At 69.8% G+C, this 26,987-nt stretch carries 26 protein-coding genes and 1 pseudogene; 12 read left to right on the top strand and 15 right to left on the bottom strand.

All coding sequences use genetic code 11. From position 1 onward, the window contains the following. Positions 1–271: 271 nt before the first annotated feature. Together ACFVYS_RS28085 and ACFVYS_RS28090 are read left to right on the top strand one after the other, a co-directional pair. Positions 272–838, top strand: coding sequence for a hypothetical protein (locus tag ACFVYS_RS28085; protein ID WP_389506401.1), 567 nt, complete (start codon positions 272–274; stop codon positions 836–838). A 354-nt stretch (positions 839–1,192) separates the two neighbouring features. Continuing rightward, positions 1,193–2,278 carry a DUF4037 domain-containing protein gene (locus ACFVYS_RS28090; protein WP_389506403.1) on the top strand — a complete coding sequence of 362 codons (1,086 nt, stop codon included), beginning with the start codon at positions 1,193–1,195 and terminating at the stop codon, positions 2,276–2,278. 210 nt (positions 2,279–2,488) lie between these two features. Here ACFVYS_RS28090 and ACFVYS_RS28095 read toward each other — a convergent pair whose 3' ends face one another. Both ACFVYS_RS28095 and ACFVYS_RS28100 read right to left on the bottom strand, forming a co-directional pair. Then, positions 2,489–3,250, bottom strand: coding sequence for a ZIP family metal transporter (locus ACFVYS_RS28095; protein WP_389506405.1), 762 nt, complete (start codon positions 3,248–3,250; stop codon positions 2,489–2,491). A 484-nt stretch (positions 3,251–3,734) separates the two neighbouring features. Continuing rightward, complete coding sequence (locus ACFVYS_RS28100) at positions 3,735–4,754, bottom strand: zinc-binding dehydrogenase (RefSeq protein ID WP_389506407.1); 1,020 nt, start codon at positions 4,752–4,754, stop codon at positions 3,735–3,737. Positions 4,755–5,014: 260 nt separating this feature from the next. Between ACFVYS_RS28100 and ACFVYS_RS28105 the strand changes: the two genes are divergently transcribed. Then, entirely contained in the window at positions 5,015–5,356 is a 342-nt protein-coding gene (locus tag ACFVYS_RS28105) for a ribosomal protein L7/L12 (protein ID WP_389506409.1), read from the top strand. A gap of 63 nt (positions 5,357–5,419) precedes the next feature. On the opposite strand, the gene ACFVYS_RS28110 is transcribed toward ACFVYS_RS28105, so the two are convergent. After that, on the bottom strand, positions 5,420–6,178 hold the full coding sequence (locus tag ACFVYS_RS28110) for an alpha/beta fold hydrolase (RefSeq protein WP_389506411.1): 759 nt from the start codon (positions 6,176–6,178) through the stop codon (positions 5,420–5,422). 205 nt (positions 6,179–6,383) lie between these two features. Here ACFVYS_RS28110 and ACFVYS_RS28115 point away from each other — a divergent pair, with 205 nt between their 5' ends. The 3 genes from ACFVYS_RS28115 to ACFVYS_RS28125 all read left to right on the top strand — a co-directional run bounded on the left by ACFVYS_RS28115 (position 6,384) and on the right by ACFVYS_RS28125 (position 9,634). Beyond that, positions 6,384–6,770 carry a winged helix-turn-helix transcriptional regulator gene (locus tag ACFVYS_RS28115; RefSeq protein WP_389506413.1) on the top strand — a complete coding sequence of 129 codons (387 nt, stop codon included), beginning with the start codon at positions 6,384–6,386 and terminating at the stop codon, positions 6,768–6,770. 447 nt (positions 6,771–7,217) lie between these two features. Further along, on the top strand, positions 7,218–8,870 hold the full coding sequence (locus tag ACFVYS_RS28120) for a serine/threonine-protein kinase (RefSeq protein WP_389506415.1): 1,653 nt from the start codon (positions 7,218–7,220) through the stop codon (positions 8,868–8,870). Continuing rightward, positions 8,867–9,634 carry a hypothetical protein gene (locus ACFVYS_RS28125; protein ID WP_389506417.1) on the top strand — a complete coding sequence of 256 codons (768 nt, stop codon included), beginning with the start codon at positions 8,867–8,869 and terminating at the stop codon, positions 9,632–9,634. Before ACFVYS_RS28120 ends, ACFVYS_RS28125 begins: the two co-directional genes overlap by 4 nt. Positions 9,635–9,802: 168 nt before the next feature. Here ACFVYS_RS28125 and ACFVYS_RS28130 read toward each other — a convergent pair whose 3' ends face one another. The 3 genes from ACFVYS_RS28130 to ACFVYS_RS28140 form a co-directional block, all read right to left on the bottom strand. Continuing rightward, positions 9,803–10,192: a VOC family protein gene (locus ACFVYS_RS28130; protein ID WP_389506419.1), complete on the bottom strand. Its 390-nt coding sequence runs from the start codon at positions 10,190–10,192 to the stop codon at positions 9,803–9,805. Positions 10,193–10,532: 340 nt separating this feature from the next. After that, complete coding sequence (locus tag ACFVYS_RS28135; protein ID WP_389506421.1) at positions 10,533–10,958, bottom strand: SRPBCC family protein; 426 nt, start codon at positions 10,956–10,958, stop codon at positions 10,533–10,535. A 289-nt stretch (positions 10,959–11,247) separates the two neighbouring features. After that, on the bottom strand, positions 11,248–12,234 hold the full coding sequence (locus ACFVYS_RS28140; protein WP_389506468.1) for an endonuclease/exonuclease/phosphatase family protein: 987 nt from the start codon (positions 12,232–12,234) through the stop codon (positions 11,248–11,250). Positions 12,235–12,783: 549 nt separating this feature from the next. Between ACFVYS_RS28140 and ACFVYS_RS28145 the strand changes: the two genes are divergently transcribed. Next, complete coding sequence (locus tag ACFVYS_RS28145; protein WP_389506423.1) at positions 12,784–13,479, top strand: response regulator transcription factor; 696 nt, start codon at positions 12,784–12,786, stop codon at positions 13,477–13,479. Further along, positions 13,472–14,584, top strand: a complete 1,113-nt coding sequence (locus tag ACFVYS_RS28150; protein ID WP_389506425.1) for a sensor histidine kinase — start codon at positions 13,472–13,474, stop codon at positions 14,582–14,584. Before ACFVYS_RS28145 ends, ACFVYS_RS28150 begins: the two co-directional genes overlap by 8 nt. 117 nt (positions 14,585–14,701) lie before the next feature. Here the strand turns inward: ACFVYS_RS28150 and ACFVYS_RS28155 are convergent, their stop codons facing one another. Beyond that, positions 14,702–15,640, bottom strand: a complete 939-nt coding sequence (locus tag ACFVYS_RS28155) for a MerR family transcriptional regulator (protein WP_389506427.1) — start codon at positions 15,638–15,640, stop codon at positions 14,702–14,704. Between the two features lie 242 nt (positions 15,641–15,882). Beyond that, positions 15,883–17,055, bottom strand: coding sequence for an epoxide hydrolase family protein (locus tag ACFVYS_RS28160; protein WP_389506429.1), 1,173 nt, complete (start codon positions 17,053–17,055; stop codon positions 15,883–15,885). A 103-nt stretch (positions 17,056–17,158) separates the two neighbouring features. Between ACFVYS_RS28160 and ACFVYS_RS28165 the strand changes: the two genes are divergently transcribed. Next, on the top strand, positions 17,159–17,734 hold the full coding sequence (locus ACFVYS_RS28165) for a CGNR zinc finger domain-containing protein (protein ID WP_389506431.1): 576 nt from the start codon (positions 17,159–17,161) through the stop codon (positions 17,732–17,734). A gap of 412 nt (positions 17,735–18,146) precedes the next feature. On the opposite strand, the gene ACFVYS_RS28170 is transcribed toward ACFVYS_RS28165, so the two are convergent. Next, on the bottom strand, positions 18,147–19,052 hold the full coding sequence (locus tag ACFVYS_RS28170) for a trypsin-like serine peptidase (RefSeq protein ID WP_389506433.1): 906 nt from the start codon (positions 19,050–19,052) through the stop codon (positions 18,147–18,149). A gap of 309 nt (positions 19,053–19,361) precedes the next feature. Continuing rightward, complete coding sequence (locus ACFVYS_RS28175) at positions 19,362–19,922, bottom strand: snapalysin family zinc-dependent metalloprotease (protein WP_389506435.1); 561 nt, start codon at positions 19,920–19,922, stop codon at positions 19,362–19,364. A gap of 527 nt (positions 19,923–20,449) precedes the next feature. Here ACFVYS_RS28175 and ACFVYS_RS28180 point away from each other — a divergent pair. After that, positions 20,450–21,283, top strand: a complete 834-nt coding sequence (locus ACFVYS_RS28180; protein ID WP_389506437.1) for a PIG-L family deacetylase — start codon at positions 20,450–20,452, stop codon at positions 21,281–21,283. 377 nt (positions 21,284–21,660) lie between these two features. Here the strand turns inward: ACFVYS_RS28180 and ACFVYS_RS28185 are convergent, their stop codons facing one another. Continuing rightward, the gene (locus ACFVYS_RS28185) at positions 21,661–22,038 is read right to left on the bottom strand and encodes a hypothetical protein (protein ID WP_389506438.1); all 378 of its coding nucleotides are present in this window, start codon (positions 22,036–22,038) and stop codon (positions 21,661–21,663) included. 663 nt (positions 22,039–22,701) lie between these two features. On the opposite strand from ACFVYS_RS28185, the gene ACFVYS_RS28190 reads away from it, so the two are divergent. Beyond that, entirely contained in the window at positions 22,702–23,871 is a 1,170-nt protein-coding gene (locus ACFVYS_RS28190; RefSeq protein ID WP_389506470.1) for an MFS transporter, read from the top strand. 122 nt (positions 23,872–23,993) lie between these two features. On the opposite strand, the pseudogene ACFVYS_RS28195 reads toward ACFVYS_RS28190, so the two are convergent. The 4 genes and pseudogenes from ACFVYS_RS28195 to ACFVYS_RS28210 form a co-directional block, all read right to left on the bottom strand. After that, positions 23,994–24,155: pseudogene (locus ACFVYS_RS28195) on the bottom strand (sulfite exporter TauE/SafE family protein); the annotation flags it as partial. Between the two features lie 173 nt (positions 24,156–24,328). After that, positions 24,329–24,742, bottom strand: a complete 414-nt coding sequence (locus ACFVYS_RS28200; protein WP_389506440.1) for an arsenate reductase ArsC — start codon at positions 24,740–24,742, stop codon at positions 24,329–24,331. A 31-nt stretch (positions 24,743–24,773) separates the two neighbouring features. After that, complete coding sequence (locus ACFVYS_RS28205; RefSeq protein WP_389506442.1) at positions 24,774–25,508, bottom strand: aquaporin; 735 nt, start codon at positions 25,506–25,508, stop codon at positions 24,774–24,776. Beyond that, positions 25,505–25,879 carry an ArsR/SmtB family transcription factor gene (locus ACFVYS_RS28210; RefSeq protein WP_389506444.1) on the bottom strand — a complete coding sequence of 125 codons (375 nt, stop codon included), beginning with the start codon at positions 25,877–25,879 and terminating at the stop codon, positions 25,505–25,507. The genes ACFVYS_RS28205 and ACFVYS_RS28210 overlap by 4 nt, the downstream gene beginning before the upstream one ends. A 105-nt stretch (positions 25,880–25,984) precedes the next feature. Between ACFVYS_RS28210 and arsM the strand changes: the two genes are divergently transcribed. Next, positions 25,985–26,887, top strand: coding sequence for an arsenite methyltransferase (gene arsM / locus ACFVYS_RS28215; RefSeq protein ID WP_389506446.1), 903 nt, complete (start codon positions 25,985–25,987; stop codon positions 26,885–26,887). Positions 26,888–26,987: the final 100 nt, after the last annotated feature.

Genomic DNA, 26,987 nt, shown 5'->3' on the forward strand with positions numbered 1-26,987 from the left:
CACCGGCGAGAGCCTGTTGTGCCCCTGGCCGTCCGTCGGGGAGTACGACGAACCGGGCGTTCCGCACGGAGTGCCGCACCGATTCCCCACGGACTCCCCACGGAATTCCACGCCTTCGGCGCGGACTTACGGCAGGTCCTCCACCCGGAATCCGCCCACGTAATCCCCGGTGAAAGGGATCGCCGCGCCTGCTAGTCTTCGGCGTCTTGTCGCACACTCGTGCGCACACACCACACCGCTCGTCACATCAGTCCCGTGGGGGGATCCTGTCATGGCCCAGTCAACTCCGCCGCCGTCCGACGGCAACCCGTTCGCCCAGCAGCCCGCCGTCGGCGCACCGCCCGCCCCGCAGCCCACCGGCGGCAATCCCTACGCCCAGCAGCCCGGTGCCGCCGTGCCTCCCCCGGCCCCGTTCGCGCCCGCGGCCGCGCCGGCTCGCAGCAACCTCGCCCTGGGCCTGGTCGTCGCCGTCGTCGTGGCCCTGGTCACCGCCGGCATCTACGGCGGGATCGTCGGCGCGACCGAGTACGAGATCGGCTACGCGGCCGTCGGCGTCGGCTTCCTCATCGGCTTCGCGGCGGGCAAGGTCGGCGGCAACAACCCGGTGCTGCCCGTGGTCAGCGCCCTGCTGTCGCTGGGCGCGGTCTACCTCGGCCAGCTCATCGGCATCGCGATGATCGGCGCCGACGAGATCGGCGTCTCCGCGACCTCGCTGTTCACCGAGCACTTCGACCTGCTGACCGAAGGCTGGAGCGAGACGGCCGACGCGATGACCTTCCTGTTCCTCGCCATCGGCGCGTTCGCCGCGTTCTCCGGCGCCAAGAAGGCCGCCCTGTAACCACGCGAGTGCCGCGTGAACAGGGAAGCCGCGCATGAAATGCGCAGCGTGCGAAGGGGCCCGTCCACCTCACGGTGACGGGCCCGAATGCGCGGGCAGACCGCGTCGAACGCCGAAGCGCCCAGGAGCACCGGCAGCGCTGTGCACCGCCGGGGGAGCGGACGCCGGATCGACTGACGTGGATTCCAAGCCCTGTTGTCCAGGTACTTCGACTGCCGTGCCGGGGCTCGACAGCGCGACGGAGGGCATGAGCCGCGGTGGGCGCGGTGGGCCGCACCGTAGGAGCGGAGCTTGCCTCGGGCGGCGCGTGGTGCCACCCTAAAACGGCTTGCCATGGCTCTTAGCATGCTCGGTATGCCTGGACTCCAGCTGTCGCACCGCTTCTACGATCAGGTCGTCGCCCCGTCGCTGGGTGACATCCCGCACTCCGCCGGCCTGCTGGGCGACGGCTCGGAGGTGCTCGGCTTCGATGACGAGGTCTCCACCGACCACGATTTCGGTCCACGTGTTCAGGTTTTCGTGGCAGCGGAGGGCGATGCAGCAGGCGTGCACCGCGCGCTGGAGCAACTCCCGGAGTACTTCGAGGGATTTCCGGTCGTCCACCGGAACGCGGATCGCTTCGACGGCGCGGAACACCACCAGGTGGAGGTGACGACGGCCGCGCGGTTCTTCACTGAGCGGATCGGCCGTGACCCCGCAGCAGGCATGGGGCTGGCGGACTGGCTGACCAGCCCGACCCAGCGGCTGGCGACCCTGGTGGCGGGCGATGTCTTCCACGATCCCGACGGATCTCTGGCCCTCCGCCGCGGGGCCCTGCGGTGGTATCCGGACGACGTATGGCGGTACGCGCTGGCTGCCGCCTGGTTGCGGGTCTCGCAGGAGGAGGCGTTCATCGGCAGGACCGGAGCAGTCGGAGACGACCTTGGCAGTGCGCTGGTGACGGCACGGGTCGCCCGGGATCTGGTCCGCCTCGCCTTCCTGGTGGAACGGCGCTGGGCGCCGTACGGCAAGTGGCTGGGAACCGCCTTCGCGCGTCTGCCGATCGCCGAGCGGGTCGGGCCGCATCTGCGCGCAGCCGTGAGCGCCGGCTGCTGGCGCGAGCGGGAAGCGGCCGTGTGTGCCGCGCAGCGGGAGTTGGCCGTTGCCACCAACCGGCTCGGCCTGGCCGAAGAGGTGGATCCCGAGCCCCGCCCGTTCTTCGACCGGGACATTCTCGTGCTGTTCGGCGACCGGTTCACCCACGCCTTGGCCGCCCACGTGGCCGATCCGCAAGTGCGGGCGCTGATCGACCGATTGGGTGTCCGCAGCCACGACAGGAGAGCGATGCTGCCGGGCACCATCGACCAAGTCGTCGACTCGGTGGAGGTATTGGGGCACCCGGACCGCTGCAGAAACGCGGCCGGCCTGCTCGGCCTGCAGACGGAACCCGACCGTCCGTAGCTGACAGGCCCACCGCGTCATGGCCCCGGACGTCAAAGGGTGCTGTCGGTTCCCGCCGCGAGCGCTTCCTGTTCGGGGCGATGACCATGACAGTCTCGAGGGTCGAGGGGCGCCATGTCGACCACCCTCGGTAATCCGGGTTCGTCCTCGGATGCTCCCCGCTCGTGCACCTGGCCTCGCGAGATCGGCCCCCGTGGGCCGCCCGCGACGTCAGGCGTGGGAGAGGGCGAAGGAGACGAGGAAACCGCTGACGGTGATCAGTCCGATGGCCAGGTGGGCGTCGTCGAACGCTTCGGGGATCATCGTGTCGGCGACCATGGCGAGGATCGCCCCGGCCGCGACCGCGGTCACCGCGGCGATCACGGCGGGGGAGAAGGAGCCGACCACCGTGTAGCCGAGGACGGCCGACACCGTACTGGCTGCCGCGATCGCCGCCCAGACACCGAAGACGTACCCCTTGGTGCGGCCGGCCTTCTTCATCCCCGCCGAACTGGACAGTCCTTCGGGGACATTGCTGATGAACACCGCGGCCACCGTCACCAGACTCACCGCGCCGCCGTCGAGCAGGCTGACACCGATCACCGCGGACTCCGGCACCCCGTCGAGCAGGGCGCCGAGCGCGAGTGCCGACCCGGACCCGCCCTGTTCGGCTTCTGAGGGTTGGGTGTGCGTCCGCGCGTCACCGGAGCGCTTGCGGTGGCGGGCACCCCGGCGGGCCAGCCACACGTTTCCTCCGGTGTAGGCCGCGGCGCCGATGAGGGTGCCGATGACCGCGGGAGCAAGCCCGGCCTCCTCGTACGCCTCCCCGACCAGTTCGAAGGACACCGCTGAGATCAGCACCCCGGCGCCGAAGGCCATCACGCTCGCGATCACCTTCTGTGGCACCCGTAGCCCGTACCCCAGCGCGGCACCGAGCAGCAGCGCCGAACCCGCCACCAGCCCCCACAGTCCAGCCTCCACCACTTCAACCATGCCGACCCGTCTACCCGGCATGGATGTGGATCAACAGGCGACCGCCGGATGAGTGCGGAGTTTTCTCCTAGGACGGGGACGGGGACGAGTTGGGCCGAGGAGCGCTCTGTACCGAGGGGGACTGTCTGACGCGCGTGGTGTCGGCCGAGCAGCGGAGGGGGAGGTGGAACGCCATGCGTCGGCTTCTCCGAGATCGCATGCATACCCTCCCCAGGAGCGGGCAATCGATCGACATGGCTCTGGACAGGCCCTCCCCCTGGCCTCCCGAGCATGTGTCGGCCCTACGCTCCATCCCCCCCCGGGGCAGTAGGGCCGACACACACCTCCGCGACCGCCTAACGGCCCCTTCACCGTCGTCGTCGACCTCCGGGGCTCGACCCAGCCCCCGACAAGACCGCGGACGAGCTGGCCGGCAGCCTGGAGAAGACACACGGCGTCGCACGGATCACGCGTCCGGCGCGCAGTGACTGCGACCACCCTCCGACTACCCGACGTGGTGGTCGTGGTGCCGGACACGGACGACGAGTTTGCCGGTGGCGCGGTCGTGCTCCATGTCGTCGTGGGCCCGCGGCACCTGCTCCAGGCCGTCGTAGACGCGGTCCACGGGGAAGGCCAGGCGGCCGGCCGCGACCGCGTCGAGGATCTCCTGAAAGGCTTCCTGAGGCAGGTCGGCGGCGTCGCCGAAATAACCCGCCAGGCGTACGCCCTTCGGCAGGTACTCGTTCGGGGAGAAGTCCCGCACCGTCCACTGGTTCGAGAGACTGCCGCCGAAGCAGGCCGTGCCGTGCACGCGCACCGCGCGCAGGGTGTCGGGCAGGGTCGGCGTGCCGACGAGATCGAGGGCGGCGTCGACGCCGTCCGGGTACAGCTCGCGTACGGCGGGCGCGACCTCGCCGGAGTCGAGCAGGGGGTGGTCGACCCCGTGCTCCTTCAGCAGAGCGAGCCGGTCGGGCCGCCGGGTGGTGGACAGCACCGTGGCGCCGCGCCATCCGGCCAGCGCGGCGGCTGCCAGGCCCACCGAGGAAGTGCCGCCCCGGATCAGGACGGACTGACCGGGCTTCAGGTCCAGGCCGATGGTGAGGGAGCCGTAGGCGGTCTGCACCATCTCCGGCAGCGCGCCCAGGACCTCCCAGCTCAGGTCGGTCTCGACGGGGATGACCTGGGACAGCGGCACCGACGTGTACTCGGCGTAGCCGCCGTCGTAGGTGCGCCCCATGTCCCCCATCATCGCGACGACCTTCTGCCCGGTGGCCAGTCCGCTGCCCGCCGGGGCCGCGTCGACCGTGCCCGCGGCCTCGATACCCGGCACGCGGGGAAAGCTGACGCCCACGCTCAGACCCAGCCGCAGCTTCAGCTCCGAGCGGTTGAGGCCGAACGCCTCGACGCGGATGCGCACCCAGCCCTCCCTCTCGGGCGGGAGCGGGAGCGTGGTCGGCCGCAGGTTGTCCACGGGGCCGGGGGCGGAGAGTCGGACGGCGCGCATCGTGGTCGGCGAGGACGTCATGGGGCTGCCTTCTTCCCTGGGGCAGGAGAGTGGGTCGGCCGTGGGTCAACATGCCACCGCCGCAGCTTCATTCCCGACTCGCCCTGGCTATAGGGTTGTTGAGACGATCTTCGCGCGGCCCGGGTCCCTGGCCCAGGGACCCGGGCCCGGGGATGGTCACTTCGCTGCGCTCATGCCATGGAAGCCTGACAGCGGACCAAGCATCATGACCTGATGTGGTGGGGTGGCCGTTCGTCCACCCGATGGCAGGGTTGCGTCCGATGGGGGGACTGGTGGAGGAGCCTGATTTCGACGTGCTGCTGTGCTCCAGCGGCGATCGGGGGATCGACCTTGTCCAAGCGGTGCGCTCGGTAACCGGGCTGAGCGCCTGGCGAAGCAAGCAGCTGCTCGAAGCCGCCCCGACGACGCTGATCGAGGGGACATGGTTCGAGGCCGCGACGGAAGCGGTGAGGCGTCTCCACGCGGTAGGTGCTCGGGCCGACTTGCTGTGCAGGTGGTGTGAGCGGGTGATGTCTCCCGAGGACTGCCCGGTGGACGCCGGGCCGTGCTCGTCGCCCTACCTGGCGCTCGACGGATGCCCCGCGAGCCGATCGACAGCCTGATACCCGCCCGTCCCGGCCGTCTCGCCCGTCCCGTCCGGGTCAGCGGGTCAGCGGGTCAGCGGGTCAGCCGAGCTTGAGCAGGAGGTCGGCGAGCTCGGCCGGCATGGTGATCATGCAGTCATGGCCGGTCGGCAGCTCCCACACCCGGGCAGGGGTGCCGTTGGGCTGAATCGCAGGGACCGGTCGCCGGGTTATCCCTTCCGGCGTCGCGCCCACGCAGTGAATGTGCGTGCGCGGGATCGCGTTCACGGCCGGATTGTCCAGCCGCACCGGTTGCTGGTAGCAACGCACCGACTGGTCGGAGAGCAGGGTGCGCAGCCACGCGACGTCCGCCGGGTCGGTGACCCCGAACAGGCCGAAGGGCGGCGGCATCTCGGGCAGCGGCGGAATCCGCCAGTCGGTGTCCGACTTCGCGGCGAGTTCGATCAAGTGCTGGGTCACGGGCATGACGTCGACCGCTGTCTCACCGTCCTCCGGGACCATCGCGTCGAGGTAGACCAAACCCGCGATCCTGTCCGGGACCTGGTTGGCCGTGGCCGAGATGACCAGCCCTGCGTAACTGTGCCCCACGAGGATCACGTCGCTGAGGTCCTCCTCCGTGATCAGCCTGACGAGGTCCTCGACGTGCGTGTCGAGCCCGACCTCGGGGCTGAGCAGGTGCGCCTTGTCGCCGTGGCCGGTCAACGAAGGCGCGAACACCCGGTGTCCGGCTGAGGCCAGCAGCGGGACGACCCGCTCCCAGCACTCGCCGGTGTGCCATGCACCGTGTACCAGCAGATATGTCGGCGTGGTCGTCATTGTCGTCATGGTCTGCTCGCTCATGAAGATCTCCCTTTTCGGGGTGCGGTGACAAGTGGAGGCGTGGCTAGGCGGGTTCGCGAGGGGCGCCGCCTGACAGCGATAGGCTCCAGAGCGGCGGTACCCATAAGTGCCTCGGTACTGTTTGGTGACCACGATCATGGTCGTGCTGCCACCGCACCCTGCGCAATAAGGCACTTTTCGGTGCCTCGGTTCTCTGGAGGTAACCATGACCACTGCGGGCGGCGACCCGGAGCCGCAGGCTGACGGATGCCGGCCTCGGGAAGTCCTCGACATCGTCGGGGACAAGTGGTCGCTTCTGGTCGTGCGCAACCTCCGGGAGGGACCGCGCCGCTTCACCGAACTCAAACGGGGCATCGACGGAATCAGCCAGCGCATGCTCACCGTCACCCTGCGCGGCCTGGAGCGCGACGGAATCCTGACCCGCGCCGTCCGCAGCGTCATGCCGCCCAACGTCAGCTACGAGCTCACACCGATGGGCACGAGCCTGCGCGAAGCCACCGCACCCCTGTTGGAGTGGAGCATCGCGCACCTGGCGCTGATCGACGCCGCGCGCGCCGCATACGACGCGCGCACGGATACCCCGCCTGCGTGACGGGGACGAACCCGCGCCGCACCCGCGGATGCCGAAGCGTTCAGCGCGGGCGCCGTCGACGACGGAAGTGACCTGAGCGCCCAGGCTCTCCGCCCTGTTCGGCGCTGCGGGGTGGGGTGGGGCTCCCCTCCCGTCGGCGGAACGGGGCGACGTCGAGCGCGTCACGACGGTGGCACCAACCTCGGGCGGTGGCTCCGCGCTCGCCGAGGCGTTCGAGCGGGGCGCCCGGCCGACCGTCGACCAGGCGGTGCGCCGCACCCGTACGCACCTCGGCCGGCCGGCCGGAAGACGCGCCCGGCCGAGGCGTCCGTCCCGCCGGTTGGCGGGAACGAGCCGATCCGGCCGCAACCGTGGTGGCCGAAATGGTGTCTCTCCACGCATGGCCCAGTCGTCCGGGAGCCGGGTGGGCTGCGGGGGAGTGGCGGCAGGGCAGGCTTGGGGGATGGAATGAACGCATGGGCAGTGCCCGGATACACAGAGTCGCGCGAGCTCGGGTCCGGGGCCAGCGGCCGGGTCGTCCTGGGCGTGCACGAGGAGACCGGCGTTCCGGTCGCGGTGAAGTACCTCAGCGAGTCACTGCGCACCAGGCCCGGCTTCCTGCACGGCTTCCGGGCGGAGGCGCGGCTGCTCGGCGGACTCCGGAGCCCGTACGTCACCGGCTTGTACGAGTACGTGGAGAGCCCGGACGGCGCCGCCATCGTGATGGAGCTGGTGGACGGTGTCTCGCTGCGGACTCTGCTGACCCGTCAGGGTCCGCTCGGCCCCGAGGCCGCGCTCGTCATCCTCAAGGGGTCGCTGCTGGGCCTGGCTGACGCGCACCGCGTCGGCGTCGTCCACCGCGACTACAAGCCTGAGAACGTCCTGGTCGTGCCGGACGGGTCGTCCAAGCTCGTCGACTTCGGCATCGCGGTGGACGTGGGCACCAGCGCCGGAGTGGCCGGAACCCCGTCCTACATGGCCCCGGAGCAGTGGACCGGCGCACCTGCTTCCCCCGCCGCCGACGTGTACGCGGTCACGGCCACCTTCTTCGAGTGCCTGACGGGCCACAAGCCGTACGGCGGCGAGAACCTCGCCGAACTCGCGCTCCAGCACGTCGACGCACCCGTCCCCACCGAGGAGGCACCGGAGGCGGTGCGCGAGCTGGTGCGCCGCGGTCTGGCCAAGGACCCGCGGGAACGGCCCGCACAGGCCGAGGAGTTCGTCACGGAACTGGAGGCGGCCGCCGGCGCCGCCTACGGACCCGACTGGGAGGAACGCGGTCACGGCCGGCTCGCCGCGCTGGTGGCACTGCTGCCGCTGGCACTTCCCACGTCCCACGGCGCCCCCCGGACGGCCACGGACACCGCACGCACGGTCCTGCGCCCCGATCCGGGGCGCGGCGGGGCGCGGTCGTGGCTGCCGGGCCGGACCGGGATGCTCGCGGCAGGTGCCGCCGTGCTCGTCGGTGTTCTCCTGACCTACGGAGTCCAGCACAACCCGGGAGCCGATTCGCAGCGGGCGGCGCAAGCTCTGGCCACCACCAGTGCTCGGCCCGGCGTGGAGCCTGCGTCGCCCGCCGCTCCGACCGCCTCGGCCCTCTCGACCTCTTCTGCCACGCCCTCCGCGTCGGCCGTCCCGTCGCCCTCGGGCCCGGCGACCGCTGACAGTGGTGAACCCTCGGCGTCCGCCACCGTGCCTTCGGCTCCCCCCGCGGAGACGACGACGCCAGGCGGGACGACCGGCACGGCGACGCCGACGACGGTGTCCTCGCCCTCACCCACCGTTCCCGCCGCTCCCGCCGTCAAAGACGTCGCGGTGTCGGCCTTCCGGCAGACCGGTCCCACGACCGCCACGGCAACCATCACCCTCACCACGGACGGCACCGGGCCCGTCTCCCTCACCGTCTCGTGGTTCACGGGCAACGCCCAGGGGCAACCCGACGCCCAGGACGGCGCGTCCCAGACCTTTGAGCGCAGCGGTGCCACCCGGTACACGGTCACCGTCGACCACACCTTCGCCGGCGACGGCTGCTCCTGGGCGGTTCGAGCCACGACCAGTCCGGCCGCTGCCGCCGGAGGCGCCTCGCAACAGCTTCTGACCAGGCAGTGTGACATCCGATGACCGCGCGGAACGACCGCAGCCCCGCCTCGGCCGAAGACCGCGAGCCCACCCAGGTGCTCGCTTCCGCCGTCGAGCACACCTCCACCCTCCACCTCGGCCCGACCGACGGACGCGCTCCGAGTGACCGACCGGCCTCCGCCGAGGCCGACGCCGAGTACAGCGCCACCGTGCTGGCCAGCCACTGGATCCAGAGACCCGTACCGGACGAGACCCTCGTCGAACCGGCTTCCCCGACGATCCGGCCGTCGGCGTCGCCCGATCGCGTCGAAGGCGCCGTGCTGCGCTTCGGCCCGGGCGTGACCGCCGCCTCCGGCTTCTCGCCCCCCAGCCACCGGACGCTCCCCGTCCTGCCGCCGCCTCCCGCGGCCCCGCGTCGGCGACTGCGCAGACACGCGTTGCCCGCGCTGGTGGTGCTCTGCGTCCTGGCGTTCCTCGCCTGGCAGCGGTCCGGGCCGGCCCTCGCGGTGAGGACGGTCGCGGTGACGGCCCGCCCGGCGGTTCTGGGGTGCGACGACACCGCGGACCTCGTCGGTCTCGTCGCCACGAACGGCCGTCCGGGCACTCTCTCCTACCGTTGGATCCGAAGCGACGGGACCGCCTCGGGCGTCCTGCACGAAGAGATGGTCAAGGGACAGCGATACGCACGTCTACACCTGCTGTGGACCTTCCAGGGCGAGGGCCACCACACGGCACAGGCCGAACTGCGCATTCTCTCCCCGGCCCAGCAACCGGTCACCACCCACTTCACGTACGACTGCTCCTGACGGGGGGTACGGAAGCCTGCCGAGAAGTCTTTTCGCACGCATCTGTTCGCCCTGCGCGACCGAACGGACCATGCGGGCGGCGGCCCCGCTCAGCCGTGCACCACCTGGTCTCCCTGGACGTCTGCGCCAGTGATCGCGCCGTATTCGTCCGCGTGAAGCCTGGGGCCGCTATGCCGGCCCGTCGTGGAGCACGGACAGGATGTTGCCCGCCGGGTCCTTGAACCACGCGATGGAGGGGCCGGGTCCGGCGTCTCGGGCGATGCCCTTCGCGTCCTGGCCGAAGCCGTCGTAGAACTCGAACGACACGCCGCGCGAGGTGAGGTCGTCGACGACCTGCTCGATGTCGTCGACGTGGAAGTTCAGGACCGTGAAGGTCGCGGCCTGGTGGTCGTCCTTGGGGTAGAGCATCACATCGGCTCCACCGGCGAGGTGTACGGCCAGGATGCCCATCCTGTCGTCCAGGTCGACGTTCAGCCCGAGCGTCCGGCCGTAGAACTCCTTCGCCCGCTCGATGCTGTCCACCGAGTAGCTGCTGAATCCCCTGGTGGCTCCCAGCATGGTGACCGCCTTCCGTCGAATTTTCCCTATCGTCCCATTATCGCGCCCATGCCAGGCAGTCGAATCGCGGAGCCCTATCGCTAGGAAGTGTTCGGAGGTGCCCTGGACCCACAGCCGTCAGTCGGCTGTGGCGGGCTCTTGTGCTCGGTCCGGAGGGTTGCCGCAGCCGGGTCGGACCGCGAGCATCCGCCCGTCCGAACAGCCCAGCCGGCCGCGTGCCGCTCGCGCCGCGTGGGTCACCTGGCCGGAGGCGCGAAGGCTGCGGCCCCGGATGTGCGGGTCGCAGCCTTCGCGGTGCGCCGATTACCGGCACCGTTCATCACGCCGTGTGAGCCGGAGGTCAGGACGCCGCCGCCGTCTCGGCCAGCTTCTGGAACTCGCCGAGGTCGTAGTTGGCCAGTGTCGAGTCCAGATTGGTCAGCGCGCCGATGTGCTCGACGAACCCCTTCGGGTCGTACTCGATCTGCAGCGTCACGCGGCTCGTCGTGTCGCTGAGCCGATGGAACGTCACCACACCCGCGTGGTGAACGCCCTCCACGGTGTGCCAGGCGATCCGTTCCTGCGGGACGACCTCGGTGAGTTCGGCGACGAAGTTCTTGTCGACTCCGGGCAGTTGGAGCTGCCAGGCGAAGCGGCGATCGTCCAGCCTGTCCACCAGGCGTACATGGCTCAGAAAGGACGGCCACCGGGTCACGTCCCTCCACAGTTCCCACGCGACAGCGACGGGAGCCTCGAGATCGACGGTTTCCACGAGGGACGCGGACATGCGGTACCTCTCCTCCGATTGGTCGGGCGTCGGCCCGAGGGTTGCGATGCGGAGCGGATACCCACGCCGGGACGGCACACACGACGGGGATCCGACGACGCGGCAACGGGACGAAAGCAGGATGTCGGTCCCGCCCTGTCGAATGAGGTCGTGGAGCCGGTTCGGCCGGTGGGGCCGGCGGGGCCGGCGGGGGCCGCCGTGAGGGCGACCCGTCATGCGGCTGAGGGGGTGTGCGGGCAACTGCCGGGCAGTCAGGGTGATGCCGCCGGGACCGAGCGCCACGGGTGGTTCACCAGCTGATTCCGGCCGCCACCGGCAGGTGGTCGCTGCCGGTGGCCGACAGCACCCATGAACTCTCCGGCTGCACGCCGCGGACCAGGATCTGGTCGATCCGCGCCACCGGGAACCTCGCCGGCCAGCTGAAGCCGAAGCCGTCCCCGGCCGCGTCCTGGGCCGAACGCAGCTGCGAGGTGATCCCGTCGAACGCGCGGTCGTCCGTGGTGCCGTTCAGGTCGCCGAGCAGCACCACCCGTTCGTTCCGCTCGGCGGCGATGGCTTCGCCGAGCGCCTGCGCGTTCCTGTCCCGCGAGTCCGTCCAGAAGCCCGCCCTGGGATTCACCCGCACGGACCCCAAGTGGGCGACGTACACCGCCAGCGGCCCCTGGTCCGTGGCCACCGTGGTGCGCAGGGCCCGGTTGTAGGCCATCTTGACGTCGGCCGGCTTGGCGTCCCCCAGCGGGCCGACGTCCTGTTTGATGTCGACCGGCCGGGTGTCAGACAGCGGCCGCTTGCTCCACAGCCCGACCGTGCCCTGCACCGTGTGGTACGGGTATGTCTTCGCCAGCTCCTTCTCGTATGTGCTCCTGGCCTGCTGGGCCAGCTCCTCGAGGGCCAGCACGTCCGCGCCGGAGGCGGCCAGGTCGCGGGCGGTGCCGACCGGGTCGGGGTTGTCGGCTCCGACGTTGTGGCTGACCACGATGAGGTCGCTGCCCGGGTGGGACTTGTCGCTGAGCAGCCCGCCGAAGAGGTTCAGCCACACCGTGACCGGCAGCAGCAGCGCGGCCACCGCCGAGGCGGAGCGGCGCCACAGCGCCCCGGCCAGCAGCACCGGGATGAACAGGCCGAACCATGGCAGGAGGGTCTCCACCAGGCTGCCGAGGTTCCCGATCCGGTTCGGGATGTTCGCGTGGAGCAGCATGAACAGGCCCAGCAGCAGCGCCAGCGCCGTGAGGACCGGGCCGCGCTTCCAGGGCTCCGGCCGGGAAGCGTTGCGGATCGCCCGGCGGATGCCCGCGCGCACGGCGCCGGAGCCGGTATCCGGGCGACCGGTGTGGCCCTGGCCGACCTCGGCCGTGCCCACCTGGGTCGTCGTCCGTCCTCGCTCACTGTCGGTCACTGCTGCATCCTCGGGTTCTGGGTGGGGTGGGCACGTACGCGGGCAACCATGAGCGATCACATCGGTGCGCGGTCGTAGGGCCAGGGCCCGTACCCGTAGCTCTGGCACAGCCGCACTCGGCACCATGGACGGACAGTCACGCCGTCGTATCGGCGCGTCGGAGTGCCCGATGTCGACACATCCCCCGACACACGAGGAGGCTTCGCCGCGGTGGCCACCCATCGGGCGGCTTCGTCCTCGAATCCGTCTTGGGAGAGCGCCTCGCGAAGCAACTGCTTCTCCGAGGGCTGCGGTGATCACCGGCGGCTGACCGGCCGCCGACCAGGAGCCGGGTTCGCGTCATGCAGCCAGTCAAGGCAGCGCGGTGTTGCCGGCACGTATGCGGTTTTCGATATGCCGACGATATGCGCCGGCTCGTAGCCTCGGATCATGCGCGTGTTGATTGTCGAGGACGAACCGTATCTGGCCGAAGCCATCCGAGAGGGCCTACGTCTGGAAGCGATCGCGGCCGACATCGCAGGTGACGGCGACACCGCTCTGGAACTCCTGCGCATCAACCCCTACGACATGGCCGTCCTCGACCGAGACGTCCCCGGACCGTCCGGTGACGAGATCGCCGAACGCATCGTCGCCTCCGGCAGCGGCATGCCCATCCTCATGCTCACCGCGGCCGACCGTCTCGACGACAAGGTCTCCGGGTTCGAACTCGGCGCCGACGACTACCTCACGAAGCCGTTCGAACTCCAAGAGCTCGTGCTCCGTCTCCGAGCACTCGACCGCAGGCGCGCCCACCGCAGGCCACCCGTGCGAGAGATCGCGGGTCTGCGGCTGGACGCGTTTCGCAGAGAGGTCTATCGGGACGGCCGCTACGTGGCGCTGACGAGGAAGCAGTTCGCCGTGCTCGAAGTCCTCGTCGCTGCCGAAGGCGGTGTCGTCAGCGCCGAGGACCTGCTGGAACGGGCGTGGGATGCGAACGCCGACCCGTTCACGAACGCTGTGCGCATCACCGTCTCGGCTCTGCGCAAGCGGCTCGGTGAACCCTGGATCATCGCCACCGTGCCCGGCGTCGGCTACCGCATCGACACACCACCGGAGACCGGACACAAGGGAGGCGAGCGTGGATAGGGCACCCGGGTTGAGCGTTCGCGTCAGACTCACCCTCAGCTACGCCGGGTTCCTCATGCTTGCCGGCGTCCTGTTGCTCGCGGCGGTGTGGGTGTTCCTCCTGCGTTACGTCCCCGACAGGGCGATGCTCATCAACGCCGATGACAAGCCCACGAACGGTGTGTTTCCCGTGCGGTCCACCCTCCTGGAGGTTTTCGCTCCGAGGGCGGCCGCAGTACTGGTGTTCCTGCTGCTCTTCGGTCTCCTGGGCGGGTGGATCCTCGCCGGCCGCATGCTCGCCCCCCTGACCCGCATCACCCACGCCACCCGCAGGGCCACGAACGGATCCCTCTCCCACCGGATCCGGCTACCGGGCCGCAGGGACGAGTTCCGCGAACTCGCCGACGCCTTCGACACGATGCTCGCCGGGCTCGAAGCACATGTCGCCGAACAGCAGAGGTTCGCAGCCAACGCCTCCCACGAGTTGCGTACCCCGCTGGCGATCTCGAAGGCGCTTCTCGACGTGGCCCGCACCGATCCGAACCACGACGCCGGCGAACTCATCGACCGCCTGCACGCCGTCAACACCCGGGCGATCGACCTTACGGAGGCACTGCTCCTGGTCAGCCGCGCTGAGCAGCGGTCCTTCACCCGAGAACGCGTCGACCTGTCCCTCATGGCGGAAGAAGCCACCGAAACACTCCTCCCTCTCGCGGAGAAGCGTGGCGTCACCATCGAGACCGGTGGTGACATCACCCCCACGATCGGATCGCGCGCGCTCCTGCTGCAGCTGACCACGAACCTCGTGCACAACGCGATCGTCCACAACCTGCCTGAACAGGGCACCGTGTGGGTGACTACCCGCGTCCTCCCCGAGACCGTGGTGCTCACTGTCGAGAACACCGGCGACAAGCTCACCCCGCAACTGGCCTCGACACTCACCGAACCGTTCCAGCGCGGCACCGAACGCCTCCACACCGACCACGCCGGCGTCGGCCTCGGCCTGGCCATCGTCAAAACCATCACCCACGCACACGACGGAACACTCACCCTCACCCCACGCTCCGCCGGCGGGATCCGCATCACCGTGGAACTCCCCGCGACAGCCCCGCACACCGGGAGATGACGAAGCAGGGAGCTGACGCGCCGCCGTTGGAGAAGTGTGAGAGACACCCTCGCGCCATGTCCGCAGGCCACGCCCTTGAATACGTTCGGGGATCGAGGGTGGTCTCCACCGCCGTGACTATGCCTCGCGGTCACTTCGCAGCGCCTGGATGAGCCAGGGGTACACCGGGATCAGGTCGGGTACTACCTGCCAGCCGTTGACGATCCACACCAGCCGCCAGTACCGGTCCACCCTGGGATCGTGCGCCTCTTCGAACTGCTGGGCCATCCAGTCCCGGAATTCCGTGTCAGGGGTGCGCGCGAACACCTCGGCAAAGCGGTGCACGAGGTCGTCGACGACGGGTACGACCCTGTCGCTGAGCGGGTCGATGCCCGACTCCATGGCCTCGGCCACCTTCTGACGGGTGAACTGCATCAGTTCCTCGCCGGCTTCGTTCTCGATGTCGAGCCTGTGCCCGGCGGCCTGCCACATGGACATCCGGCGCATCCGGGCCCGGAAGTCCTCGTCGCCGACCAGCTCGGCGAGTTCAACCCACGCGGCGACCTGCTCGCTGGACGGATCATCGGGGAGGTCGGGAGTGGCAGCGCGAACCATGGCTCCCGCGGCCGGGTCGGCATCCACTGTGCCGAAGGTGCCATCAATGAAATCGTCGATGAGACGTCGGCGTTCCTCGCCGGACAACTGCGTGAGCCTGTGCATGAGCTTGATCTCCTCGGGATCGGACCCGCGTCCGGCCACGACTCGCAGAACGCTCCGACGCAGTTGCAGCACCCGGATCTGGACGTCCATGGCGTCGGCGTGCGCCGCGGCGACTTCCGCCACCGAGAGCTCGCGGTCCAGGACCCGTTGAATCGTGGCCAGGTCCATGCCCAGCTCGCGCAGTGTGCGCAGGAGTTCTAGACGAAGCAGTGCGTCGAGGTCGTAGAGCCGATGACCGGCGGGACTTCGGGTGGTCGGCGCTACCACCCCCGAATCGGAGTAGAACCGGATGGTCCTCACGGACAAGCCGGTCCGCCGGGAAAGCTCCCCGATCGAGCAGAGGGTCGTAACGTCCATGCCCCAACTCTGCTGTCTCCAGTCACTGGAGACGCAAGGCTGGGCCCAGCCTGGCCGCACTGTCCCGAGCCGGCCGTCGTGGGTGCCGGGCCGGAGGCCGGTGCGGCGGTGCGCCTGCTGCGGCAGCGGTGCGAGGCAGCTGGCCGACCACGTTCTGCGTCTCGATGATCTCGGCCTGGAAGCCGTCGGGCCACGCCTTCAGCCGGACCAGGCGGTCATCAAGCGCCGGCACCCAGCAACGTTCACCGATGGGCGGCCAGCACTGCCGCGAGGCCGTCTTGCAGGTCCTTGACGAAATACGCGGGCACCTCCAGCGACGGGAAATGTCCCCCGGTCTCGGGCGAGCTCCATCGGACGATCTGTCGGTACCGTTCCTGTGCCCAGGGGCGTGGACACTTCTCGATGTCGCGGGGATACATGGTGATTGCCGACGGGACGTCGACCCGAAGTTCGGGGTCCAGCGAGTTGTGGCTTTCGTAGTAAATGCGGGCCGCAGACGCGCCGGTCCGCGTCAGCCAGTACAGGGTGACGTCGTCGAGCACGCTGTCTATGGAAATCGTCTCGAACGGGCTGTCTTCGGTATCCGTCCACTCGGCGAACTTGTCAAGGATCCAGGCAAGAAGGCCTACCGGTGAGTCGACGAGCGAGTAGCCGATGGTCTGCGGTCGGGTCGCCTGCTGCTTCGCGTACGCCGCGCGGTGGCGCCAGAAATCGCGGGTTTCCTCGGTCCATTTGCGCTCGGCCGCCGTCAGCCCGTCCGTTGTCAACCCGGGCGGCGCCTCCGCGAACGTCGTATGGATGCCGAGAACGTGCGCCGGGAACCTGCCGCCGAGAACCGTGGTGATATTGCCTCCCCAGTCGCCGCCGTGGGCTGCGAACTTGCTGTAGCCGAGCCTTCCCATCAGTTCCACCCATGCGGCCGCGATCTTTTCGGTTCCCCACCCGGTGGTGGCCGGCCTGTCGCTGTAACCAAAGCCTGGCAGCGACGGGACCACGACGTGGAACGCCGGCGCGTCAGCATCTTTCGGATCTGCCAGCTCGTCTACTACATCGACGAACTCGGCAATGCTGCCCGGCCAGCCGTGCGTCAAGATCAGAGGAGTGGCATCTGCGCGCGCGGATCGGCGGTGCAGGAAGTGGATTCCCAGATCGTCAATGGTCGTGCGGAACTGGCCGATGTCGTTGAGGCGCGCTTCGAACGCCCGCCAGTTGTAACCGGTGCGCCAGTAGTTCACGACATCGACGAGGTCGGCGAGAGGAACGCCCTGTTCCCACCGGCGAGGGTCGGGCGCGGCGCGATGGACCGTCTCGGCCTCCGGTAGTCGCGCCGCGGCGAGTCGCGCGCGCAGATCGTCGAGGTCGGCGTCAGTTGCGTGGGCTTCAAAGGCTTGCACGTCGCTGGTGAGGCGGGTCATGAGACCTCCTGGCCATCGTGGAACCGGCCGCGAAGTAGGGAGAACCGGCTAAGGCGGTTCTACCGCGTCTACCTGCCGACGCGCAACCGGCTAAGGTGGTTCCATGCTCACTGGGTTCCCTGACTTCCGCCTCGGCAACGTGCTGGCGACCAGCTTCACGGGGACTCTGTCGGAGCGTCACGGCAACGCTGTGGAGCGCATTCCCACGCCCCACCGACTCGTCGACTGGCTGGCAGTGAACGGCCTCGCCGTGGACTCCTGCACCCCTGCCCAGCTCGACCTCGCTCGGGAACTGAGGGAGTCGATTCACGCCGCCGCCACAGCGGCCGCGATCCAGGACGCTCTCCCCGCATCCGCTGTCCAAGTCATCAATGACCGCAGCGCTCAGGGTCGGGCCGCGGCGATCCTGACGCCCGAGGGCAAGCGGCGATGGCAGCTCGGCTCGGCTTCCTGCGTGGAAGATGCCCTCAGCGTGATCGCCGCCGACGCGATCAGCGTCATCGCAGGCGAACGAGACGGGAAACTGGCCTTGTGCGCGTCACCGACCTGCCGAGCCGCCTTCTTCGACACCAGCCAGAGTCGCACCCGTAAATGGTGCGACATGAACACCTGCGGGAATCGTCAGAAGAAGGCGCGCTTCCATGCCAACCAGCGCAAAAACCCCAGATCAGCGGAGTGATCGTCACCTCGGTACACCCTGACTGTCGCTTGCTGGGCACGGGCCGTGAAGATGCCGACACAGCAGCCGAAACCATGATCACAACGATCGAACCCGCCGCCCGCCACCCAGCGGTCAAACTTCGATGGCTCGCGCTCGGACTTCGCTGTCACAGGACGATGGTTGACCCGTCGCGGTGAACGCTGAGCGTTGCTCACCGAAGAGCGACTGCCGGACCAACCGGCGGGGTTGGCGACGACGACCCGCCCACCCCGCCCACCCCGCGCCCCCGTCGGCTGGTCCTGGCGCACGATGCCTGAGCCCGTCAGCCGGTGTTGGCGGAAGCCTTGCGCCACCGACTTCGTCTGCTCCGGCGCCTTCGGGCCCGGGGACGGTCCGTCGCTGTCGCTGTCGCTGTCGGAGGCGGCGGAGGTCAGCCGTGCTGGGCGGCGTCGTAGACGGCCTGTGCGGTGTTGTCGAGCATCGGCCCGTACATCGGGCTGCCGCCGTCGCCCGCGCCGTGGCTGTTGACCGAGACCACGGTGCCCTTACCGGTGGCGGAGTCGAAGTCGGCGAGCCAGGGGCCGCCGCTCGCACCGCCGCCGAGGTCGCACAGGACGCGCCATTCGCCTTCGGGGGCGCGCTGGGAGGTGCCGGCGCAGTACAGCAGTTCCTCGCCGCGCTGGGGAGTGGTCGCCGGATAGCCGAAGGCGGTGACCCGCGCACCGGCCGGACGACCGAAGGCGATGGCCTGCGCGCCCACCGCGTCGGTGAGGCGCTGCCCGTATGCCGGGGTGGCGACGACCATCGCCGCGATGTCATTGACGGTGTCCTCGGCCCAGGAGCGCGGCGTCTTGGTCGCCTTGACGGCATAGCGGCCGTACGGTGTCTTGCCCTTGGTGTAGCCGGGGACGAAGACGATGTCGCTGTAGGTGTTGACGGGCGAGGAGCCGAGGCGCGCGCAGTGGGCTGCGGTCATGATCACTGAGTGGTTTTCGCTGGTGACGGCGCTGGCCGTGCACCAGGTGTCCTGCCCTCTGGAGTCGACGAAGAAGAGGCGGCCGATGCTGGGGACGGCCTTGCCGGTCCAGGGCTTGCTGAGTGGTCCGGTGGGCCCCAGGTCGACGGCGCGGCTGACCTGCTTCATGCGCGCGGGTGTCCAGTACGAGAGGGCGGCGGTCTGCTCCGCCGTCGTGTAGGTGACCGTGCTGACCTGCCCGGTTCCGGTGGCGGCTGCCGCGGTGAGGGGCGAGGCCGCCAGGGGACCGGCCAGGGCCAGCAGAGCGGTGGCGAGACCGGAGACGGTGCGGCGCGCGCCTCGGAACGGGTTGTGCGACATGAAGGTCCTCTCGGATGATCGGGTTGCGATCGAGATCGAGATCGAGATCGAGATCGAGATCGGGTGATCATCCGAGAGGATGGGATTTCGGCGGGTGGGGTGCATTCGCCGTTTGATCTCTCGTCAGACGGGCTGTGGGACTCGGGGTTCCTGCGAGCCCGGGCCGCAGACGGCCAAGTGGTGAGGCCCAGGGACTGTGCCGCGACCGTCCCGATGAGATCGCGGTCCAGCCGGAGGACGGGCGCCCTGCGGATTGGAGGCGGCCGCTCTGCCTCGTACCGCCAGCCGACATCTGCGGCGCGGCAGGCGTCAGTCCACGATCACCTCGGCGCGCGCCGCTGGGGCCCGGCCGACGAGGGCACCGCCGAAGTTCCCTTCGACCTCTGCCTTCTCCGCGGAGTTCGGGTACGGGTTCGTGCACGTGGTGCCCGCGCTGGAACCGGACATCAGGCTCGAGCACGGGCCCGGCTTGCGGTCCGGCAGGCCCAGGATGTGACCGAGTTCGTGCGCGGAGATGCGGACCGTGTCGTAGCCCTGGTCGACGGCCTGGCGGCCGATGTACACCGTGCCGCTGCCCAGTGTGCTGGGCAGGGCGCGTGGCCAGCCGTTGTCGGCGAGGACCCGTATGTTGGCCTGCTGCCCGGCGGTGGCGGGTCGGAGTTCGACGGCGTCGACGCTCTCGTTCCAGATCGCCGCGCCCCGGACGACGGCACTCCGGAACTCTGCGGCGCCGCCGGCGTCATAGGTCAGGACACGGGCGACTGCCGGGGCGTTCGTCGCTTGGGGGGCGGCTGCGGCCTGACCGCCCGCCAGGGCCAGAGACATCAGACAGGCGGCGGCCAGACCGCCGGTCAGCGCACGGACGTGCATGATCGACCTCCTTGTGGGGGAAAGGTAGTCGTGCTCATGACATTCACAGAGTCCACTGCCCAACTGAGGCGCGGATGAATCCGTTGATGTGCCGTACCCCGAGAGCGCCGTGCCGCCGACGGTCGGGAGGACGACGATCTTCACCAGACCGGGGCAGGCGTCGCTTTGTTCGGTCCGTATCGCGCGTTGCCCTGCCCCGGGCAGACCGCTCCGCGGGCCAGGCGAAACCGGCCGCCGGATGCTGTCGGACGCGTTCTTGGCCCCCATCCTTGTCAAGATTCAGGGTGTTCCGGTGTGCGGCGGGAACAGCCGGACCGGCCGGCACTGTTGCACAGGCCAGGAGACCCCCGCCGCGGGGGCGGGAACACGGAGACCAGCAGGGCCGTCCTGACGTGATCTAGGGTTCCCGGGTCCGCGGTACGCCCGGTCATCCGGCATCCGCATCCGGCATCCAATAGTGAGGGGCGACCGCTCACTCGCCCGCCGCGGACTCGGACCGAGGCCCTTTCACACAGGAGGACTGTTACATGAACAACCGGCCCTTGACGCTCATGGCGATACACGCCCACCCCGACGATGAGGCCACGGGAACAGGAGGCGTCCTCGCGCGGTACGCGGCGGAGGGCGTGCGCACGGTCCTCGTGACGTGTACCGACGGCGGTTGCGGTGACGGCCCCGAGGGGGTCAAGCCGGGCGACCCCGGGCACGATCCGGCGGCCGTGGCCTCGATGCGGCGTCGAGAACTCGAGGCGAGTTGCGAGGTCCTGAAGATCAGTCATCTGGAGATGCTGGACTACGCCGACTCCGGGATGATGGGCTGGCCCACCAATGACGCCCCCGGATCCTTCTGGCAGACACCCGTGGAGGAGGGCGCGGCCCGACTCGCGGAACTCCTGCGGCACTACCAGCCCGATGTGGTCGTCACCTACGACGAGAATGGCTTCTATGGCCACCCGGACCACATCCAGGCCAACCGCATCACGATGGCGGCGCTGGGGATGACGGCTCTGACCCCGAAGGTGTACTGGACGACGGCGCCCCGCTCGATGATGCAGCGGTTCGGTGAGGTCATGCGCGAGTTCGGTGCGGACGGGCAGGAGCCGGATCCCGCCGAGGCCGCCGCGCTGGCCGAGATCGGACTCCCCGACGAGGAGATCACCACCTGGGTGGACACCACCGCGTTCGGCGGCCAGAAGTTCGACGCGCTGGCCGCGCACGCCAGCCAGGGCGAAAACATCTTCTTCCTCAAGATGGGCCAGGAGAGGTTCACCGAGTTGATGGGCGTCGAGACCTTCGTACGGGTCCGGGACACCACCGGCGCGGCGGTGCCCGAGAACGACCTCTTCGCCGGTCTGCGCTGATCCAGCCGCGGGTTTCACATCATGCAAAGGCGCTGATCGGTAGAGCGGGGCACCGGTTGGATCATGACGGACCGCTGCCTCGCCCGCTCCGGCGTGGAACCTCGCGGTCGCAGGGGTCGTCCTTCCCGCGGGCGACGCCTCACTCTTCTTCAACAGGTAGCGGCCCAAGAAGTTGATACGCCGGTCCTGGAGCGGGGAAGGCCGGCGGCGTCCTCCTCCTTGGCGTGGTGGCCCTCGGCGCTGAGCTCGGCAACGACGACGTCCACGCAGCAGTGACCCTGGCCTCGGCCCTGACCCGACCCTCAAGACGTTGCGGCCCTTTGGTCTCTTGAATGCCTCGACAGGCCGGGCCGGGGCAGCGCCCCAAGCGCGTGCTGTCACCGTCCGGCGCCGACCCTCTTCAGACACGTCTGGGGAACCTGCCCGCCGGGCACCACGCGCCACGTGCTGCCGTCGCGGCCGCATGCGCGGTAGGCGGGTCCGCGCTCGGTCCGCGCGATGGCGACGATGCAGGACCTCACCCTCTGGCCCCGGTGCAGGTAATGGTCGACGGGGCTGTCCGGCCTGGCGACCGGGCCGTCGTTCCAGGCCGGACGGCGCACCGCCACCTTCTTCCCCGTCACCTCCCACACCGAGGTGCAGGGGGCGGACACTCCGGCCGGCCGGACCGGTACGGCGGCCGTGGACGGCGGCGAGGACACGGCCGGACCGGCGAGAACGGCCGCGAGCACACAGGCGGGGATCAGTCGAGTCATGCCCGACCAACCCGGCATCCCGCCCGCACGGTCACGGCCCCGCCCGCCGTATCACCCTTCCGGGTTGGGGCTGGTCAGGAGACCGGGGGAGTGGAGCCACCCCCGCGCCACGACATTGCGGGTCGGTTCAGCCCGTGCCGTCGGTGTCCGCCCCCCCCTGAGCCGCACCTGTCCGGACAGGGATCCGGCCGTGGTCACGCCGGTTTCCCTGAACCGGCCGTGTCGTCGGGAATCGGTTCGCTGAAGGTGTTCACCCGACCGAGGTAGGCACTCGCTGGAACGCTCCAGCCCTTGCTGTCCGTACGCCCGGGGACGGCATGACGGAAGGCCGCGCCATCGTGGTCACGATGGCGCGCCCTCTCACCAACCGACAGGGGCAGACACCGGCGCCCCACCACTGTTCACCTCGAACGGGCGCCGCCGTTCGCCGAGCGGCACTGCCTCCATCGACTGTGCTGTAGACGACTGGTCTACTCATGGTCTAATGTCGCGGTCATGGCTACTTCAGAGACGGCGGCTCCTTCTCGTCGGCATGGCGCCGCGCACCTGCTGAGCCCCGGTGACGGCGGGCGTAACCGCTGTGCGAGGCTCCCCGCCGCCGACGGTGCCGACGGTGCTCCGGCCACGACGGAGTTCTCGGCAGGGATCACGCGGACCGCGTGGATGCGGCCCGCGGCCGCTGTCTTCACGGTCGGATGGGGAGCGAACATGTTCGCCTCCGTCCTGCAGGTCTACCGCGGGAATCTGAGCGGATTTCAGGTCAATGCCCTCTTCGGGGCCTATGCGCTGGGACTCGTTCCGGCGCTGTTGGTCATGGCCAGAGTCTCCGACCGGCTCGGTCGGCGGCGCGTTCTCCTGGCTGCCCTGCTGCTCTCCGCGCTCGGCTCCGCAGTGATCCTCTTCTCCGGCGGGGTGTTCGGGAGGATCCTGGCCGGACGGATTCTGGTCGGAGTCAGCGCCGGGTCGGCGTTCGGGCCGGGAACGGCATGGATCAAAGAACTCTCCGACACCGCGGAGGTCGTGGGGGCGGGTGCGCGGCGGTCGGCGGTCGCGCTGACCGCCGGGTTCGCCATCGGACCCTTGCTGTCCGGTGTCATCGTCCAGTGGCTGCCCTCGCCGCAGACCACGGCCTACCTGGTGCACATCGTTCTGGTGGCGCTGACCCTGCCGGTGGTGTGGCGTGCTCGGGAGACCGCTCTGCCTTTCACCGGGCGGGGCAGTCGCTCGTCGAACTCCGGTGACGGACCGATGAAGGTGCTGACCGGACGTCTCTTCCTGACCGCGGTGCTTCCGACGGCACCGTGGGTCTTCGGGGCCGCGACCGTGTCGCTCGCGGCGCTGCCCGTCCTCGTGCCTCTGGGAGGGTACGGCGCAGTCGGTGGTGGCGTGGTCGCCGCTGTCACCCTGGGCAGTGGCATCGCGGTGCAGCCAGGGGCGCGGCGTCTGGCCCGGCGCTCCGCGGCGGCACCTTTCCGGGCGGGCATGGCGTCGGTGATCGTCGGGCTGCTCGCCGCGGCGCTCACCGTCGCCACCGGTTCGTTGGTCCTCCTGCTGGCCACGGCCGTCGTCCTGGGCTCGGCCTATGGTCTTCTGCTGGTGAGCGGGCTGCAGCTCGTGGAGTCGCTCGCCGGCGCGCAGAACATCTCCACCGTGATCGCCGTGTTCTACAGCCTCACCTACGTCGGATTCGCCTTCCCCGTCCTCGTGCAGGTGCTGGGCAGGCTGTGGGACCCCGCATCTGTCCTGATCGCCGGTTCGGCGCTGGCGATGGCCGCCCTGGCGACGACCTTGATCGCCTGGCCTGCGCGACGGACATCCCGCACCGGGTCCTGACCTCGCCCAGGCACGGTCGACCCGTGCAGCAGTGCAACGACGGCCGGCAAGTGGCCCGGTGCCGTATCGCCCGCACCGAGAAGCTCCGGCTCCCTGCCCCACTCGCAGTGGAGGGAGCACCGGTTGTAGAGCAGGTTGGTGGGCGTGACGGCCGGGCTGGGCACGGCGAAGACGCTGAGCTGCACTGGGAGCAGGAACACCGCCCCGGACACTCCGACCGGCGCGGTCACCACGGCTATCGACATCCGGACCGCGAGGCCGTCCACCCCCAATTCCCACCCCATCCAATGCCCCTGCCGCCGTGGCCTGCCCTGATTACCCCTCGCGCGACAGCGTAGAGCGGCCGTTCGCCCCCCGGCTTGTGCGATCAAGGTTCGATGGCGTTCTCACCGAAGGTGGGTAGCTGTGCTGCTCTCTCACTGAAGGCTGAGCGGTCTGCCCCGAGCGGGGCGGGTCGTCAGTTGCATGCCAGTTCCGAGATCAGCGCGTGGACGCGCGTCTCGATCGCGTCGCGGATAGGGCGCACTGCTTCGACGCCCTGTCCGGCCGGGTCGTCGAGCTGCCAGTCGAGGTACCGCTTGCCGGGGAAGACGGGGCAGGTGTCGCCGCACCCCATAGTGATCACGACGTCGGACGCCTGGACGGCCTCGGCCGTGAGGATCTTCGGGGTTTCGGCGGAGATGTCGATGCCGACTTCGTTCATCGCCTCGACGACGGCCGGGTTGACGGTGTCGGCGGGGGCGGAGCCGGCGGAGCGGACCTCGATGCGGTTGCCCGCGAGGTGGGTGAGGAAGGCGGCGGCCATCTGGGAGCGGCCGGCGTTGTGGACGCAGACGAACAGTACCGACGGGCGCGAAGCAGGAGTGCTCATTGCGGGTCTCTCTCGGAGGCGGAGCGAGTGCTCAGGAGGCGAGTTCGGGTTGTGCGGATGCGACGGCGGCCTCGGGCCGCGCCGGGACGGTGCGTGTGCCGTAGACGGCGGTCACGATGCCGAGTCCGAGCGCGGTGCCGAGCAGCTGGGCGGCGATGAACGGGGCGACGGAGGCGGGCGCGATGCCGGCGAAGGTGTCGGTGAAGGCGCGGCCGATGGTCACCGCGGGGTTCGCGAAGGCGGTGGAGGAGGTGAACCAGTAGGCGGCGCCGATGTAGGAGGCCACCGCGGCCGGGGCGAGCGCGGTGCGGCCGATCCGGCCCAGGCCGAGGATCAGCAGGATCAGTCCGGCCGTGGCGACGACCTCGCCGAGCCACAGGTGACCGGAGGACCGGTCGTGCGTGGAGAACTGCACCAGCGGCTCGGCGAACATCGCGCCGGCCAGGACCGCCCCGCCGATCGCGCCCGCGACCTGGGCGGACACGTACGCGGCGACGTCCCGCAGGGGGAGGCCGTCGGGATTGCGGCGGCTGGTGACCCAGGCGGCCAGGCTGACGGCCGGGTTGAAGTGCGCGCCGGACACCGGCCCGAGCAGCAGGATGAGGACGCCCAGCCCGAAGGTGGTGGCGAAAGAGTTGGCGAGCAGCTGCACACCTGCGTCGCGCGACAGTTCGGTGGCCTGGATGCCGGAGCCGACCACCACCGCCACCAGCAGCCCTGTCCCGATTGCCTCTGCGGCGGCACGGCGGACGAGGGAGGCGTTCACGCGGTGGCCCCGGCGGGCTGCGTCGTGGTCAAGAACGCGGCGAGCCGGTCCAGGACGCCGGGCAGCACCCAGTAGTAGACCCAGGTGCCGCGGCGCTCGCAGTCGATGAGGCCGGCTTGCCGCAGCAGCTTGAGGTGGTGGGAGATCGTCGGCTGAGACAAGTTGAAGGCCGGGGTCAGCTCGCACACGCAGACCTCGCCGCTCTCGCCGCGCGAGGCGATCATCGACATCAGGCGGAGCCGGACCGGGTCGCCCAGGGCCTTGAAGACCTGCGCCAGGTCGGCCGCCTGGTCCTCGTCCAGCGGGGCGGCGGACAGGCCCGGGCAGCAGGCGGCGTCCTGGCCGATCACCTCAGGTGCTTGTTTCGACATGCCTCTATGTTGACGTTTTTCGATTCAAGGCGCAAGGTTGCATCAATGAACGTCTATACAGGCCGTTCCGGGCCCGTGCTGTGGCCCGTTACCTGGGAGTGAGTCATGAGCGAACAGTCCACCGACCTGCGCGAAACCGTCCGCCGACGGTACGCGGCGGCAGCCGTGAAGGTCACCGAGGGCAGCACCACCTGTTGCGGGCCCCAGCCGGTCGAAATCGACGAGAACTTCGGCTCCACCCTGTATGCCGCCGACGAGCGCGACGCCCTGCCCGCCGACGCCGTCGCCGCCTCCCTCGGCTGCGGCAACCCCACCGCCGTCGCCGAACTGCGCCAAGGCGAACGCGTCCTGGACCTCGGCTCCGGCGGCGGCATCGACGTCCTCCTCTCCGCCCGCCGCGTCGGCCCCGCCGGCAAGGCGTACGGGCTGGACATGACCGAGGAGATGCTCGCCCTCGCCCTCGCCAACGCGGCGAACGCCGGCGCCGCGAACGTGGACTTCCTCAAGGGCACCATCGAAGCGATCCCGCTGCCCGCGCACACGATCGACGTCGTGATCTCCAACTGCGTGATCAACCTGTCCACCGACAAGCCCGCCGTGTTCGCCGAGACCTTCCGCGTCCTCAAGCCCGGCGGCCGGATCGGCGTCTCCGACGTCGTCGCCGACGACGCCCTCACCACCGCACAGCGGGCCGAGCGCGGCGACTACGTCGGTTGCATCGCCGGCGCCCTCTCGTTCGCCGAATACCGCGCCGGCCTGGAAGCCGCCGGGTTCACCGACGTCGACATCACCCCGACCCACGCCGTCGCCGACGGCATGCACTCCGCCATCGTCCGCGCCACCAAACCCGCCGCCGGCCCGGCCGCCACCGTCTCCCGTGCTGAGAGCGACTCCTGCTGCGGTGTCACCGCCTGCTGCACCCCCGCCGAGCAGGTGACCGACCCGTCCCTCACCGTCGGCGACGCCAAGAGCGCCGCCGGATGCGGCTGCCGGAACGAAGACAGGTGACCTGGACCATTCAAGGTTCAATGAGAATCACTCGACCTTCGCTACGACAGGACATCAGCGAGCCACCCCCGGCCACGTCGGAATGCGAGTCTGACCTGCC

This window comes from Streptomyces sp. NPDC058295 (genome assembly GCF_042880655.1).
Classification (GTDB): domain Bacteria; phylum Actinomycetota; class Actinomycetes; order Streptomycetales; family Streptomycetaceae; genus Streptomyces; species Streptomyces coriariae.

Coding starts and splice junctions, on each gene's coding strand:
- ACFVYS_RS28085 (WP_389506401.1), top strand. CDS start 272: ATGGCCCAGTCAACTCCGCCGCCGTCCGACGGCAACCCGTTCGCCCAG.
- ACFVYS_RS28090 (WP_389506403.1), top strand. CDS start 1,193: ATGCCTGGACTCCAGCTGTCGCACCGCTTCTACGATCAGGTCGTCGCC.
- ACFVYS_RS28095 (WP_389506405.1), bottom strand. CDS start 3,250: ATGGTTGAAGTGGTGGAGGCTGGACTGTGGGGGCTGGTGGCGGGTTCG.
- ACFVYS_RS28100 (WP_389506407.1), bottom strand. CDS start 4,754: ATGACGTCCTCGCCGACCACGATGCGCGCCGTCCGACTCTCCGCCCCC.
- ACFVYS_RS28105 (WP_389506409.1), top strand. CDS start 5,015: ATGGGGGGACTGGTGGAGGAGCCTGATTTCGACGTGCTGCTGTGCTCC.
- ACFVYS_RS28110 (WP_389506411.1), bottom strand. CDS start 6,178: ATGAGCGAGCAGACCATGACGACAATGACGACCACGCCGACATATCTG.
- ACFVYS_RS28115 (WP_389506413.1), top strand. CDS start 6,384: ATGACCACTGCGGGCGGCGACCCGGAGCCGCAGGCTGACGGATGCCGG.
- ACFVYS_RS28120 (WP_389506415.1), top strand. CDS start 7,218: ATGAACGCATGGGCAGTGCCCGGATACACAGAGTCGCGCGAGCTCGGG.
- ACFVYS_RS28125 (WP_389506417.1), top strand. CDS start 8,867: ATGACCGCGCGGAACGACCGCAGCCCCGCCTCGGCCGAAGACCGCGAG.
- ACFVYS_RS28130 (WP_389506419.1), bottom strand. CDS start 10,192: ATGCTGGGAGCCACCAGGGGATTCAGCAGCTACTCGGTGGACAGCATC.
- ACFVYS_RS28135 (WP_389506421.1), bottom strand. CDS start 10,958: ATGTCCGCGTCCCTCGTGGAAACCGTCGATCTCGAGGCTCCCGTCGCT.
- ACFVYS_RS28145 (WP_389506423.1), top strand. CDS start 12,784: ATGCGCGTGTTGATTGTCGAGGACGAACCGTATCTGGCCGAAGCCATC.
- ACFVYS_RS28155 (WP_389506427.1), bottom strand. CDS start 15,640: ATGGACGTTACGACCCTCTGCTCGATCGGGGAGCTTTCCCGGCGGACC.
- ACFVYS_RS28160 (WP_389506429.1), bottom strand. CDS start 17,055: ATGACCCGCCTCACCAGCGACGTGCAAGCCTTTGAAGCCCACGCAACT.
- ACFVYS_RS28165 (WP_389506431.1), top strand. CDS start 17,159: ATGCTCACTGGGTTCCCTGACTTCCGCCTCGGCAACGTGCTGGCGACC.
- ACFVYS_RS28170 (WP_389506433.1), bottom strand. CDS start 19,052: ATGTCGCACAACCCGTTCCGAGGCGCGCGCCGCACCGTCTCCGGTCTC.
- ACFVYS_RS28175 (WP_389506435.1), bottom strand. CDS start 19,922: ATGCACGTCCGTGCGCTGACCGGCGGTCTGGCCGCCGCCTGTCTGATG.
- ACFVYS_RS28180 (WP_389506437.1), top strand. CDS start 20,450: ATGAACAACCGGCCCTTGACGCTCATGGCGATACACGCCCACCCCGAC.
- ACFVYS_RS28185 (WP_389506438.1), bottom strand. CDS start 22,038: ATGACTCGACTGATCCCCGCCTGTGTGCTCGCGGCCGTTCTCGCCGGT.
- ACFVYS_RS28190 (WP_389506470.1), top strand. CDS start 22,702: ATGCGGCCCGCGGCCGCTGTCTTCACGGTCGGATGGGGAGCGAACATG.
- ACFVYS_RS28200 (WP_389506440.1), bottom strand. CDS start 24,742: ATGAGCACTCCTGCTTCGCGCCCGTCGGTACTGTTCGTCTGCGTCCAC.
- ACFVYS_RS28210 (WP_389506444.1), bottom strand. CDS start 25,879: ATGTCGAAACAAGCACCTGAGGTGATCGGCCAGGACGCCGCCTGCTGC.
- arsM (WP_389506446.1), top strand. CDS start 25,985: ATGAGCGAACAGTCCACCGACCTGCGCGAAACCGTCCGCCGACGGTAC.